This window comes from Mesorhizobium sp. M0802, assembly GCF_040320115.1.
GTDB lineage: Bacteria > Pseudomonadota > Alphaproteobacteria > Rhizobiales > Rhizobiaceae > Mesorhizobium.
The window spans coordinates 250,723-263,016 of the sequence record NZ_JAMYOY010000003.1 but is presented as its reverse complement, the minus strand read 5'-3'; the positions used below and the strand labels follow the sequence as shown (position 1 = coordinate 263,016).

The 12,294-nt window shown below is 63.6% G+C and carries 12 protein-coding genes, 1 pseudogene and 1 riboswitch; of the genes and pseudogenes, 7 read left to right on the top strand and 6 right to left on the bottom strand.

Features of this window, described 5'->3' with window-relative positions:
* Positions 1–6: 6 nt before the first annotated feature.
* The 3 genes from NKI10_RS07155 to NKI10_RS07145 all read right to left on the bottom strand — a co-directional run bounded on the left by NKI10_RS07155 (position 7) and on the right by NKI10_RS07145 (position 2,950).
* Positions 7–981, bottom strand: a complete 975-nt coding sequence (locus tag NKI10_RS07155; RefSeq protein ID WP_023690973.1) for an HpcH/HpaI aldolase/citrate lyase family protein — start codon at positions 979–981, stop codon at positions 7–9.
* 11 nt (positions 982–992) lie between these two features.
* Positions 993–2,183 (bottom strand): aminotransferase class V-fold PLP-dependent enzyme, encoded by a 1,191-nt coding sequence (locus NKI10_RS07150; protein WP_352859332.1) that lies wholly within the window; start codon positions 2,181–2,183, stop codon positions 993–995.
* Between the two features lie 146 nt (positions 2,184–2,329).
* Entirely contained in the window at positions 2,330–2,950 is a 621-nt protein-coding gene (locus tag NKI10_RS07145) for a response regulator transcription factor (RefSeq protein ID WP_032910960.1), read from the bottom strand.
* A 312-nt stretch (positions 2,951–3,262) separates the two neighbouring features.
* Here NKI10_RS07145 and mgtE point away from each other — a divergent pair, with 312 nt between their 5' ends.
* Together mgtE and NKI10_RS07135 are read left to right on the top strand one after the other, a co-directional pair.
* Complete coding sequence (mgtE, locus tag NKI10_RS07140) at positions 3,263–4,681, top strand: magnesium transporter (protein WP_352859330.1); 1,419 nt, start codon at positions 3,263–3,265, stop codon at positions 4,679–4,681.
* A 158-nt stretch (positions 4,682–4,839) separates the two neighbouring features.
* Positions 4,840–5,226 carry a MerR family transcriptional regulator gene (locus NKI10_RS07135; RefSeq protein WP_023685221.1) on the top strand — a complete coding sequence of 129 codons (387 nt, stop codon included), beginning with the start codon at positions 4,840–4,842 and terminating at the stop codon, positions 5,224–5,226.
* Positions 5,227–5,534: 308 nt separating this feature from the next.
* Here NKI10_RS07135 and NKI10_RS07130 read toward each other — a convergent pair whose 3' ends face one another.
* Together NKI10_RS07130 and NKI10_RS07125 are read right to left on the bottom strand one after the other, a co-directional pair.
* A complete protein-coding gene (locus NKI10_RS07130) occupies positions 5,535–6,041 on the bottom strand; it encodes a methyltransferase family protein (RefSeq protein ID WP_352859328.1) in 507 nt (168 codons plus the stop codon).
* Complete coding sequence (locus NKI10_RS07125; RefSeq protein WP_352859326.1) at positions 6,038–7,048, bottom strand: acetyltransferase domain-containing protein; 1,011 nt, start codon at positions 7,046–7,048, stop codon at positions 6,038–6,040. Before NKI10_RS07125 ends, NKI10_RS07130 begins: the two co-directional genes overlap by 4 nt.
* A 232-nt stretch (positions 7,049–7,280) precedes the next feature.
* Between NKI10_RS07125 and NKI10_RS07120 the strand changes: the two are divergent.
* Positions 7,281–8,478 (top strand): annotated as a pseudogene (locus tag NKI10_RS07120) (MFS transporter).
* 7 nt (positions 8,479–8,485) lie between these two features.
* Here the strand turns inward: NKI10_RS07120 and NKI10_RS07115 are convergent.
* Complete coding sequence (locus NKI10_RS07115) at positions 8,486–9,661, bottom strand: aromatic ring-hydroxylating oxygenase subunit alpha (protein WP_352859324.1); 1,176 nt, start codon at positions 9,659–9,661, stop codon at positions 8,486–8,488.
* 136 nt (positions 9,662–9,797) lie between these two features.
* Here NKI10_RS07115 and NKI10_RS07110 point away from each other — a divergent pair, with 136 nt between their 5' ends.
* The 4 genes from NKI10_RS07110 (at position 9,798) to cobU (ending at position 12,293) form a co-directional block, all read left to right on the top strand.
* Positions 9,798–10,490, top strand: coding sequence for a gamma-glutamylcyclotransferase (locus tag NKI10_RS07110; protein WP_031196360.1), 693 nt, complete (start codon positions 9,798–9,800; stop codon positions 10,488–10,490).
* Between the two features lie 67 nt (positions 10,491–10,557).
* Positions 10,558–10,753: riboswitch (cobalamin riboswitch) on the top strand.
* A 36-nt stretch (positions 10,754–10,789) separates the two neighbouring features.
* A complete protein-coding gene (locus NKI10_RS07105; protein WP_023670784.1) occupies positions 10,790–10,969 on the top strand; it encodes a CbtB domain-containing protein in 180 nt (59 codons plus the stop codon).
* A gap of 15 nt (positions 10,970–10,984) precedes the next feature.
* Positions 10,985–11,788, top strand: a complete 804-nt coding sequence (locus NKI10_RS07100; RefSeq protein WP_352859322.1) for a CbtA family protein — start codon at positions 10,985–10,987, stop codon at positions 11,786–11,788.
* Entirely contained in the window at positions 11,781–12,293 is a 513-nt protein-coding gene (cobU, locus tag NKI10_RS07095) for a bifunctional adenosylcobinamide kinase/adenosylcobinamide-phosphate guanylyltransferase (RefSeq protein ID WP_352859320.1), read from the top strand. The genes NKI10_RS07100 and cobU overlap by 8 nt, the downstream gene beginning before the upstream one ends.
* Position 12,294 lies beyond the last annotated feature (1 nt).

Here is a 12,294-nt window from a genome sequence, read left to right as displayed (position 1 = left end):
GAACGGTCAATGCGTGGCGACGCGCGGCTCACTAGAGAATTGACCGGCGCGTTCGATTGCCTCGTTGACCACCAGAACATTGCGCGCCATGCGTTCCGACGCGGCGTCGATCATCTTGCCGTCGAGGGCGGCCGCGCCCTTGCCCTGCGCCTCCGCCTCCTTCAGCACTTCGAGGATGCGCCGGGCGCGGGTGACCTCTTTTTCCGGTGGAGAGAAGACGTCGTTGGCAAGCGCGATCTGCGAGGGGTGGATCGCCCACTTGCCTTCGATGCCCAGCGCCGCCGCGCGCCTGGCGCCAGCGATGTAGCCCTCCGGATCGGAGAAGTCGCCGAACGGCCCGTCAATGGCGCGCAAGCCATAGGCGCGGCAGGCGACGGTCATGCGCGACAGAGCGAAATGCCACTGATCGCCGGGATAGTCGGGGTTGAGGCCGCCAATGTTGACCGTGCGCGCCTTGCAGCTTGCCGCATAGTCGGCGACGCCGAAATGCATGGCTTCCAGCCGGCCGGGTGTCGCGGCAATCGCCTCGACATTGGCCATGCCGAGCGCGGTCTCGATCAGCGCTTCGAGGCCGACGCGGGTCCTGAAGCCCTTTGCCATCTCGATCTGGTTGACCATGGCCTCGACCATGTAGAGGTCGGCCGGCACGCCGACCTTCGGCACCAAAATGGTGTCCAGCCGGTCGCCGGCCTGCTCCATGACGTCGACCACGTCGCGGTACATGTAATGGGTGTCGAGCCCGTTGATGCGCACCGAGACGGTCTTGCCCTTGGCGCGCCAGTCGATGTCGTTGAGCGCCTGGATGATGTTCTTGCGGGCGCGCTCCTTGTCGGGCGGGGCGACGGCGTCCTCGATGTCGAGGAAGATGAAGTCGGCGGCGCTGTTGGCCGCCTTGTCGATCATTTCCGGACTGGAGCCGGGAACCGCCAGTTCGCTGCGCTGCAGGCGGAGTTTCTTCAGATGGTTGATGGTGTGGCTCATCGTTGGCTCCCTCAGGCGGCTTCGGCGACCGGCACGGCGGCCGAGGCGCGGAAGTGCTGGATGGCGGCGCCGACGCCGGAGCCGGGCGCCAGCCGTACGCCGCAGTCGAGCAGCGCCATTTCGGCGGCCGAGAGCGAGGCCAGCACCATCACCTCGTTCAGCCAGCCGAGATGGCCGACGCGGAAGACCTTGCCGATCACCTTGTTAAGGCCGCCGCCGAGCGCGGTCTGGTATTTCTGGTAGGCGCGCTTGACCACATCGCCGCTGTCGACGCCGTCCGGCACCAGGATGGCGCTGACCGTATCGGAGTGCCATTTCGGCGCCTTGGCGCAGAGCTTCAGGCCCCAGGCGTCGACCGCCTTACGCACGCCTTCGGCGAGGCGATGGTGACGGGCGAAGATGTTTTCCAGCCCTTCCTCGGCGATCAGGTCGAGCGAGGCGCGCAGGCCGCGCAGCAGCTGAGTAGCCGGCGTATAAGGGAAATAGCCGGCGTCGTTGGCGCGGATCATATCTTCGAAGGAGAAGAAGCAGCGGCGGTGGGTGGCGCTCCGCGAGGCCACCAGCGCCTTCTTGCTGACGGAGAGGAAACCGAGGCCGGCGGGCAGCATGAAGCCCTTCTGCGAGCCGCTGACCGCGCAATCGACGCCCCATTCCTTCTGGCGAAAGTCGATCGAGCCGATCGACGAGACGCCGTCGACGAAGAGCAAAGCAGGGTGGTTGGCGTCATCGAGCGCGGTGCGGCAGCCGGCGACGTCGCTGGTCACGCCGGTCGCGGTCTCGTTCTGCGTGCAGAAGACTGCCTTGATGAGGTGCGCCTTGTCGGCCCTGAGCCGCTCGGCATAGAGCTCGAGCGGCACGCCGGTTCCCCATTCGCAGTCGATGACATCGACCTCGAAGCCGAGCCGTTCGGCCATGTCGACCCACAGATGCGAGAACTGGCCGAAGCGCGACATCAGCACGCGGTCACCGGGGCTGAGCACATTGGTCATCGCCGCTTCCCAGGCGCCGGTGCCGGAGGAGGGGTAGATGAAGACGCGGCCGGTCTCGTTCTTGAACACCGTCTTGATGTCTTCGAACAGCGGTAGCGTGAGATCGGGGAAGGAGGCGGCGCGCATGTCCTCCATCGGCAGGTTCATCGCCTGCCGGACCTGTTCGGGGATGTTGGTCGGTCCGGGAATGAAAAGATGGGTGAAACCGGCCATGTCGCGAACTCCTCCTGATCCAGCAAAGCGGTGATGGGGAGTTTCGTTTCGACGGCTAAAGGCGACAACACCTCAAGGGGTAACATCTTGCCGCGCGCGGGTGGGGGCTGCCTACCCGGGTGACCTACCCGCGGCTCATCGCTTGCCTACCCGAACGGCTGCTTCTGGGTACGCCGCTCGCGCGCATAGAGCGCGACGGCCATCGCCCGGTTGCGGACGTCGAGCTTGTCGTAGAGATTCTTGAGGTGATACTTCACCGTGTTCTCGGAAATCCCGGTACGCGTCGCGATCTGCAAATTGGTCCAGCCGTCGGACAGCACCGCCAGCAGTTCGCGCTCGCGCACGGTGAGCAGCGACAAGGGTGTGTCGTTGACCTTGTTGATGTCAATGTAGGGGATGCAGATGCGGCCATGCGCGACGGCCAGGATGGTCTCGAAGATGATCGCCGGATCGTCGAACTGGAAGCAGTAGCCCTGGGCGCCGAGCCGCACGCACTGCTTCAGGATGCCGATGTCGTGGTCGTTGGAAAACACCGCGATGCGCACGCCGAGCTTGCGGCTGTGAACCTCGGCCAGCACATCGGCGCCGTCCATGTCGGAGAGCTTCCAGCCGATAACGGCGACGTCGAATTCCGCTTCGGCTGCCAATTCCAGAAAATGCCTGCCGCTTTGCACGCAGGCCCTGAGATCGAAGCGCCCGTCGCAGTCCAGCATGTCGCGCAGCGCCGATATGACGAGCGGATTGCGTTCGGCGACGACCACGCGCACGCGCCGTTCCTCGATTGCCTTCTGCGTCTGTGACCTGATCTTCAAGGGCTTCCGGCTGTTCTGGTTCCTGGCCTGGGCGGGTCCGGCAGATGGCAGGACCTGCATCATGACAATTCTGCCCCAACCGTGCTCGGGTGCTCTTTCCCCAGCGACATGTGCTGTCGCGCCGCCTGAATCCTGGGCGGCGTCATATCCTGATGAAATCACTCTCGCCCATATGCAGGGCGGGGCGCATTTCGTTTGATATTCCCGTGCGTTGCGCGCTAGACCTGACAGGCACCTTTTCCGAAATTCCCATGGCGGGAGCCGCTGGTGGAACGCCAGGACGACCAGAAGACCGGCGCCAAAGCCGCTGACGATGCCCACGCCGACATCTATGGCGAGGACGGCGCCGTCCTGTCATCATTCCTCGCCCAGATCGGGGCGGCGATCGCCGATCGCGATACGCTGACGCTGAAGCGCGAAGTCGACGACCTGCACCAGTCGGAACTTGGCGATCTGCTCGAGGCACTGCACCCCGAACAGCGTCGCGCCCTTGTCGAACTGCTCGGCGCCGATTTTGACTTCTCGTCGCTGACCGAGGTCGACGAGGCGATCCGCCGCGATATCGTCGACAAAATGCCCAATGAGCAAATTGCCCAGGGCATGCAGGACCTCGATTCCGACGACGCGGTCTACATTCTCGAAGACCTTGAAAAGGAAGACCAGGACGAGATCCTGTCGCAGCTGCCGTTCACCGAGCGGATCAGGCTGCGCCGCTCGCTCGACTACCCGGAAGAGACCGCCGGTCGCCGCATGCAGACCGAATTTGTCGCTGTGCCGCCGTTCTGGACCATAGGCCAGACCATCGACTACATGCGCGAAGACAAGAACCTGCCCGAGCGCTTCAGCCAGATCTTCGTCATCGATCCAAGCTTCAAGTTGCTCGGCGCCATCGACCTCGACCAGATCCTGCGCACCAAGCGCACGACCAAGGTCGGAGACGTGATGCACGAGACGAGGCACGCCATTCCGGCCACCATGGACCAGGAAGAGGCGGCGCGGGACTTCGAGCAATACGATCTTCTGTCCGCCGCCGTCGTCGACGAGAACGAGCGGCTGGTCGGCGTGCTGACAATCGACGACGTAGTCGACGTCATCCAGCAGGAGGCCGAGGAAGATCTGCTGCGCATGGGCGGCGTCGGCGACGAAGAGTTGTCCGACAGCATTCTTTCGACCTCGCGCTCGCGCGTGCCCTGGCTGCTCGTCAATCTTCTGACTGCGTTCCTGGCGGCTTCGGTGATCGGGCTGTTCGACCGCACCATCGAGCACATTGTGGCACTGGCCGTGCTGATGCCGATCGTGGCCGGCATGGGCGGCAATGCCGGTTCGCAGACCATGACCGTCACCGTGCGCGCGCTGGCGACCAGGGATCTCGACATCTACAATGCCGGCCGCATCATCCGCCGCGAAATGGGCGTGGGTTCCATCAACGGCATCATCTTCGCCGTGCTGATCGGCATCGTCGCGGCCGTCTGGTTCCGCGATCCCAATCTGGGCGGCATCATAGCGGCGGCGATGATCATCAATATGTTCGTGGCAGCCCTTGCCGGTATCCTGATCCCGCTATTGCTCGACCGGTTCAAGATCGACCCGGCGGTGGCGTCGGCGGTTTTCGTCACTACGGTCACCGACGTCGTTGGCTTCTTTGCCTTCCTCGGGCTGGCCACCTGGTGGTTCGCTATCCCTTGAGAAAGAGGCGTTGCGGGTTCAATTGACTTTTACGTAAATGTGGTGCGAGGCTTGCGCGGGGTTTCATGCCGAGTCCGGCTTGGAACGGGGTTGATCGGAATGCGTTGGAAATCCCGGGCGACCGGGCGTTTTCCGATGTTCCGACATTTGGAGCAAAGATGCGGGAATATTATTCAATCACCGAACTGACCCGCGAATTCGACGTGTCGACGCGGACGCTGCGCTTCTATGAGGACGAGGGGCTGGTGCAACCGGTCCGGCGGGGCCGCACAAGGCTGTTTCGCCCATCTGACCGGCATCTGATCCGTCAGATCATGCGCGGAAAACGGCTCGGCTTCTCGATCAACGAGATCCGCGAAATCATCCAGATGTACAAGGAACCGCCCGGCGAGGTCGGTCAACTCAACCTGATGATCAAGCGCATCGAGGAAAAGCGCGAGGATTTGCGCCAGAAGCGCCGCGATCTCGAGGAGACGCTGGCGGAGCTCGACCAGGCGGAGGAGTCTTGCGTCGAGCGGCTGGTGGAGTTGGGGGTAAATACCTGAGCGGATCGTCGAGCGTTTGCGCGCCCGTCGCAAACGTTCGCGATTAGCGGAGCCCTTCCACACTTCGTCATTCTAGGGCGAAGCAGGAGCGAGGCTCCGTCGCGGAGACCCTAGAATCCATTCCGTGACATTGGCCGTGGAGTGCAGCGGTGCAGAATTCTGGACGTGGCAACGCCTGTACGTCGCGGCATGGATCCTCGGGTCTGCGCTGCGCCGCTACGCTCCTTGCTTCGCCCGTGGATGACGAAGAGATGGGCGTTTCGGCTAGTCGCCAAGGCATGCGAACCCTGCCAGCGATCACACCCGCCTCAGATCCAGCGCCTGACCCGCTTCGCATAGTCGCGGTACTTCTTGCCGAATTTGGCGAACAGCACCTTCTCCTCGCTCTCGATGGCGACCTTCTGCGTTGCAAAAGCCGCGATCAGGGCCAGCGGCAGGAACCATACGATCCCCGAGACGAAGGCGACGCCGATCAAAAGCAGCGTGTTGGCCAGATACATCGGGTTGCGCGTGATGCCGAACGGGCCAGACGTCACCAGATGCTCCGGCACGCCATTGGGGTTCATCGTCGTTTTGGCCCGGATCATGGTGCGGATAGCGGTGAACCAGAGGGCTGCGACGGCAAACAGCACCACAAAGCCGGCGGCAAACAAAAGGTCGCCCAAGAGGTCGCCGATCCAGGGCAGGGGATAGAACAGGCGGAGCACGATGCTGATGGCGATGGCGGCGATGTAGATCAGCGGCGGCCACGGGATCAGCCGTGGTCTCGGTAGATCGGGTTTTGCCAGCCCGGGTTTTGCTAGCTTGTCGGTCATTGTTGCCCTCCCTGCGTCATCGGACTCTCCTCCGTCCTTGCGGTGCAGATGCCGGCGAGTTCACCGAGATGCGCTTTGAACTCCGGGGTCTGGTCACCATTGTAGAGCCGGTCGAATGCCGCTTCGCTTTGCAGCGTGTCCAGCATGCACACACAATAGCTGGTGCAGAACTCCGTGTCGCGCTGCTGTTCGCAGGATACCTGGCATTCCTTGAGGAAGACCACTTCCCGTGTCTCGACCGGCGCCGGCGCGATCTGCGAGAACAGCCAGACGCAGCCGAACAGCAGCGGCTGGTGAATCAGGTAGAAAGCCAGGCTGTGGCGGCCGATGAAGGTGAGCGGCCTGGTCCAGCTTCCCGATCCCAGCGTGGCCAGCCGCGCCAGCAGGCCGGTGGTGGACGCAAACTTTGCCGCGGCGATGCCGAGAAGCACGGCGCCGAACCAGGGAAACAGCGGCACGTAATCGTTGGAGCGCGGGTTGATCGCCGACAGGCCGACCCACCACAGCGCCGGATGATCGAAGGCTTCGGATCGGAAATAGATCGGCCCGGCGATCACCACCGCCGCCACGACAAGCGTCAGCAAGGACGGCAGCCGCAAGAACAAAAGGCCGAGCAGGCTGGCCAGCGCGATCTGATGCAGGATGCCGAAGAAGATGAAGCTGTCCGGCGTGATGAAGTACGTGACCGCCGATATGGCGGCGGCCGCGACGGCGACCATGGCAAAACGTTTCCAGAAGCCGGTCCAGCGGATCTGCCTGCCATGAGCGAGAAACAGGCTGACGCCGACCAGGAACAGGAAGGTCGAGGCGATGCAGCGCGCATAGATCTTCCACCAGCCGACGGCGGTGAGGCCGGGGTCGGTGTAGTGGAAATTTTCGAGATCCCAGGTGAAGTGGTAGCTCGCCATGGCGATCAGCGCGATGCCGCGTACGACATCGATGGCGACGATGCGCTTCGGTTGATCTCGCTTCAGTTGATCTCCAGGGGGTGCGGTATGGATGCTCATGGTCTCGCGATCTGATTCAGCCCCAAAGACGACTATCACGGTTGCACCGGACAAAAGAAGGCCGCCCTCTACGCTCCGGGTCGCGCCGTGCGGCTGCATCGGGCGGCGCTTTAGGCCAGAGCCGGAAAGCCTTTGGCCGAATTCGCTTTTTGCCGGGAAGGGGTCGGTTTCCTGTTACCGGCGGAGGAAGCGCCAGCGCAGATTTGGGCTGCGAGTCTGATTTGGGGATCAAATGTCCACCCATGTGCGCCATCCGATCTGGCTGCCAGCCCTGCGTCCGGCGGATGCGCGCACCTTTGCCTCGCTCTATGCGGTCGAATCCTTCGCCCGCGCCACGGTATCGAGCGTCATCCCGATCCAGGCTTATGAGATTCTGCACAACGAGCAGATCGTCTCGATCCTCTACACCATCGTGGCGCTGCTCGGCCTGTCGGTGACCTTGTTCATGCCTATGTTGATCCGCAGGTTTGCCCGGCGCTGGGTCTATACCGCCGGCGCCTGCCTGCTGGCGATAGGCTCTCTGTTCTTCGTCACCCACACGCTTGCCGGGCAACTGGCAGGCATGCTGTGCCGCGTCATGGGGGCGAGCGCCCTGTCGATCACGCTCAACCTCTACATCATGGACCACATCCGCAAGACCGATTTCATGCAGGCCGAATCGCTGCGCATGGCGTGGTCGATGCTGGCCTGGACCGGCGGGCCGACACTCGGCATCTTCCTCTACACACGCTACGGCATCTATGCCGCGCATGGCGCGGTGGCGGTGTTTGCGTTGGCCTTGCTGGCGCTGTTCTGGACCTACAGGCTGGGCGACAACCAGTCGATCCGGCCCGGCAAGACGCGGCCGGCCAATCCGCTGGCCAATATCGGCCGCTTCGTAGCACAACCCAGGCTCAGGCTGGCCTGGCTGATCGCCTTCGGCCGGTCATGCTTCTGGACGACGTTCTTCGTCTACGGGCCGCTGTTCATGGTGATTACCGGCGAGGGCAAGCTTGCCGGCGGCCTGCTGGTTTCGGCCGGCAATGCGGTGTTGTTCATGGCGATCTTCTGGGGCAAAGCGGGAAAACGCTTCGGCGGCCGGCGCACCATGACCTTCGCCTATTTCGCGATGTCGGCGACGCTGCTTGCGGCGGGCGCGGTCGGCACTACCGCGCCGCTGCTTACGGGCTTTTTCCTGCTCTGCGGCGCCTTCTTCACCATCGCGCTCGATGCACTGGGCTCGACCGCCTTCATGCGCTCGGTGCGGTCCTATGAGCGGGCGCAGATGGCCGCGGTCTACCGCACCTCTCGACTTTTCCGAGCTGACGCCGCCGCTGGTCTATTCGGTGGTGCTGGCGTTTTTCGGCCTCGGCTCGGTGTTCGTGACGCTGGGCATTCTGGCCGCTGTTTGCGGCTTTATCACCTGGCGCTATTTGCCGAAGTCGCTTTAGTCGCCGATCAGGCGGTTGCCTCAAGCGCTGCATGCCGCTCGCGCACCCAGTTGTGGAAGCGGTGCAGATCGTACTCCTCCGGCATCAGAACGCCGGCCTGGTGGCGCATCGAGCGCAGGCCTTTCTGATTGATCTCACAGATCGCGGCATCCTCCTCCAGCACCTGGGTGCCGAAGGCGACGACATTGTCGATGTCGGTCTCGGCAAGCGCCTCGGGCGCGAACAGCCACTCGGCGGTGAGTTCGGTCTGTTCGGGACCGAGCGGCATCAGTCGCACCGTCCTGACATAATCGACATGGCCGACGATGAACATCGAGGGCAGGCTGGTGGCATAGGTCTGTCCGGCCGCACGCTCGGCCGGCGTCAGGCCCGGGAAGACCGGGCCATGGGCATGTCCGTCGCGCGACCAGGTCTCGGCGCCGGCGCGCAGGCCACCCGAAAACTCCGGCGCGTCATTGTCGGCATGGCGGACCCAGTCGGGGTCGTCGTGCCGGCTCATCAGGCCGCGGCCGTATATCGGCACCAGCCGAGACAGGTCCTTGTGGACGCCTGGGCAATGCAGGCACTCGTTGAAGTTCTCCCAGAAGATTTTCCAGTTGCAGTTCATCACCTTGCGCAGGACATGGCCTGATACCAGCGTTTCCAGCGGCCAGTTGGCGAGGTCGCCGGATGCGGGATCGAAGGAGGTCTCGGCGGAGCCGGCCGTCGCCTGCTGAAGGTTCACAAAGACAAAGCCGCGCCACACCGACAGCGCCACCCGGTAGAGCGAATGATCGGCCTTGTCGAAACCTTCGGGCAGAGATTTCGAGGGAACGCGCACGAGATCGCCGCGCAGCGAGTAGGACCAGGCGTGGTAGGGGCAAGTGATGAGCCGCGCTTTCAGCCGGCCCTCGCTTTCCTGGCAAAGCTGCGAGCCGCGATGCCGGCACGTGTTGTGGAAGGCGCGCAACTCGCCGGTCTCGTCGCGCAGCACGACGATTGCCTGCGTGCCGACGCGGAATGTCCTGAATGCCAAAGGCTGGGCAAGATCGGCCTCGCGGCAGACGAGCAGCCAGCTTTTGTACCAGATGGCGTCGAGATCGCGCTGGTAAGCCTCGCTATCCCAATAGGCCGATGACGGTAGCGTCGGTTCGGCCCGGCTCAGGCCGTTATAGGGGTTGCGCTCGCTCGGGTTGGGATGCATGGCTGGCTTCCTATGAAGCGTCAGCCGACACCCCGGCAAATCGTTTGTCAATCAGAGTGCCGCATTGCCGGTTGCAGGCGCGGCGCATAATCATGTCGTGGACATGGGACATTCGGAAATTGGGGGGATTCGGAACGTGGCCGCACGACAGATGTCGCTTACGCCGGAGCTGGTCGCGCGCTGCTGGCGCGAGATCAGGGACCCCGGGCCGGATCCGGACGCGATGCATCTCGATGAAGCCGACTATGACGCGCTGCTGGATGAATTGCAGGTCGAACTCCCGGACAGCGAACCGCTATGGCTGTTCGGCTATGGATCGCTGATCTGGAAACCGGAAATAGATTATGTCGAGGACCGCGTTGCCTTGGCGCGCGGCTGGCATCGGTCCTTTTGCATGAACATGACGCGCTGGCGCGGCACCAAGGACAGCCCCGGCCTGATGATGGCGCTGGACCGTGGCGGACAATGCAAGGGCGTCGCCTTTCGGCTGACCGACAATAACCGGCGCGAGCAGTTGGGCCGGCTTTTCCGGCGCGAAGTCACGCTGAAGCCGACAAGCTACCGGCCGCGCATGCTGAAGCTTGCAAGCGAGGCCGGACCGCTCAGGGCATTGGCCTTCGTCATCAACCGCAACGGCCTGACCTATTCCGGCCCGCTCGACGAGGGCAAGGTCGTCGAAAGGCTGGCCACGTCCTGCGGGCACTGGGGGTCGGGCGCCGACTATCTCTACAACACGGTGAAAAACCTTGAAGAGCGCGGCATTCACGATCGCCATCTGTGGCGGCTGCAGCGGCTGGTTGCCGAGCGGATCACCGCGTTGAACCCGTAACGCCGCATGGCGCATTCGCGCTGTTGGCCGGCGGAATTTGGTTTGCCGGATGCGGCCGTTTCAGCCTATAGTCATGCATGTCGTCGGTTCCGTTAGGGACCAAGAGGGAATGCGGTGAGGGCTGACTTGTTGCCCAATGCCGTGGCTGCCCCCGCAACTGTGTGCGGTAGTCCTCTCCAAGCCACTGAGGATTTTTTCCTCGGGAAGGTGGGGAAGGGCGCTGATCCGCGAGCCAGGAGACCTGCCGGCGACAGGGAACTGACTTCGATGCCCTCGGGTGGAGGGCGAAAGGACAAGATATGAATACCGCTTCCGTCTCTCTCGGCGCTTCCGTCTCCTCGCAGTCGCGCTTCATGCAGCTCGTGCTTAGCGCGTTTCTGGGCATTTTCGTCGTCGGCGTTGTCGGTTTCTCGCATATCGATGCGGTCCACAATGCGGCGCACGACTATCGCCATTCGATGGCGTTTCCCTGCCACTGACGAGGATCTGACATCATGAACCTGTTTCGCAACGTCGTGTTCATCGCGGCGATCGCAGGGCTCGTGGCCGGTGTCGCTCTCGCCTGCATGCAGGCCTACGCCACCGTGCCGCTGATCCTCAAGGCGGAGGTCTACGAAAAGGCTGGTGGCGGCCATGAGCATCAGCATGCCGCGGCGCCGACCGCCAACGCTGCGGACACCAATGCCATGAGCACCGCCGCGCCGGCGGAAAATGCCGTGAGCAGCGCAGCCCCGGCTGAAGCAGCCGCGCCGGCGGAGGACGAAGGCTGGGCGCCGGCCGACGGCCTCGAGCGTTTCGCCTTCAGTGTCGTCGCCAATATCGTCACCGGCATCGGCTTCGCGCTGGTCCTGGTGGCGGTTTCCGAGTTCGCCGGCGGCATCGGCAGCTGGCGCCAGGGCGTGTTCTGGGGTCTGGCGGGCTTTGCCGTGTTCACGCTGGCGCCGGGACTCGGCCTGCCGCCGGAACTGCCGGCAATGCCGGCGGCCGATCTCATACAGCGCCAGATCTGGTGGTGGGCAACGGTGATGGCAACCGCGATCGGCCTTGCCCTTATCACCTTCCGCACGTCGGCGCCCCTGACCGTGCTCGCCGTCGTCCTGATCGTCGCCCCGCATATTGTCGGCGCGCCGCAGCCTGACAGTTTCGTAACGCCGATCCCGGAGGGCCTGCATCATCAGTTCGTGGTGGCGGTGACGCTGACCAATCTGGTGTTCTGGCTGGTGCTCGGCGCAGTTGTCGGCATAGTGCACTCGCGCTTCACCGGCACCGCGACCAGCCTGCGCGACAGCTTTGCCTGATCGCAGTTTGACCTTCATCATCGGCGGTGCGCGCTCCGGCAAGAGCGCGCATGCCGAAACTTTGGCGACGGCGTTGCCGCCGCCATGGGCCTATATCGCCACCGCGCAAGCCTATGACGGCGAAATGCGCGAGCGCATCGCGCAACACCGCTCGCGCCGCGGCGAGGGATGGGCGACCATCGATGCTCCGCTTGATCTTGCAGGTGCGCTCGAGGCATTGCCGGACAACCAGCCGGTGCTTGTCGACTGCCTGACGCTTTGGCTGACCAATTATATGCTGGCCGATCATGATCTAGAGGGGGAGTGCCGGCGGCTGGCCGATGTGCTTTCGCGGCCGCGCGGGCCGTGGTTCGTGGTCTCCAACGAAGTCGGACAAGGCATTGTGCCCGACAATGCGCTGGCACGCCGGTTCCGCGATGCCGCCGGCAGGCTCAACCAGCAGATCGCGGTGGTAGCTGATATGGTGCTTCTGATGGTGGCGGGGCTGCCGCTCAAGGTGAAATGAG

Bases quoted from the DNA above. Each gene is read 5' to 3' on its own strand.
- NKI10_RS07105 (WP_023670784.1), top strand. From the start codon at position 10,790: ATGAATACCGCTTCCGTCTCTCTCGGCGCTTCCGTCTCCTCGCAGTCG.
- NKI10_RS07135 (WP_023685221.1), top strand. From the start codon at position 4,840: ATGCGGGAATATTATTCAATCACCGAACTGACCCGCGAATTCGACGTG.
- NKI10_RS07150 (WP_352859332.1), bottom strand. From the start codon at position 2,183: ATGGCCGGTTTCACCCATCTTTTCATTCCCGGACCGACCAACATCCCC.
- NKI10_RS07100 (WP_352859322.1), top strand. From the start codon at position 10,985: ATGAACCTGTTTCGCAACGTCGTGTTCATCGCGGCGATCGCAGGGCTC.
- NKI10_RS07115 (WP_352859324.1), bottom strand. From the start codon at position 9,661: ATGCATCCCAACCCGAGCGAGCGCAACCCCTATAACGGCCTGAGCCGG.
- NKI10_RS07125 (WP_352859326.1), bottom strand. From the start codon at position 7,048: ATGAGCATCCATACCGCACCCCCTGGAGATCAACTGAAGCGAGATCAA.
- NKI10_RS07130 (WP_352859328.1), bottom strand. From the start codon at position 6,041: ATGACCGACAAGCTAGCAAAACCCGGGCTGGCAAAACCCGATCTACCG.
- NKI10_RS07155 (WP_023690973.1), bottom strand. From the start codon at position 981: ATGAGCCACACCATCAACCATCTGAAGAAACTCCGCCTGCAGCGCAGC.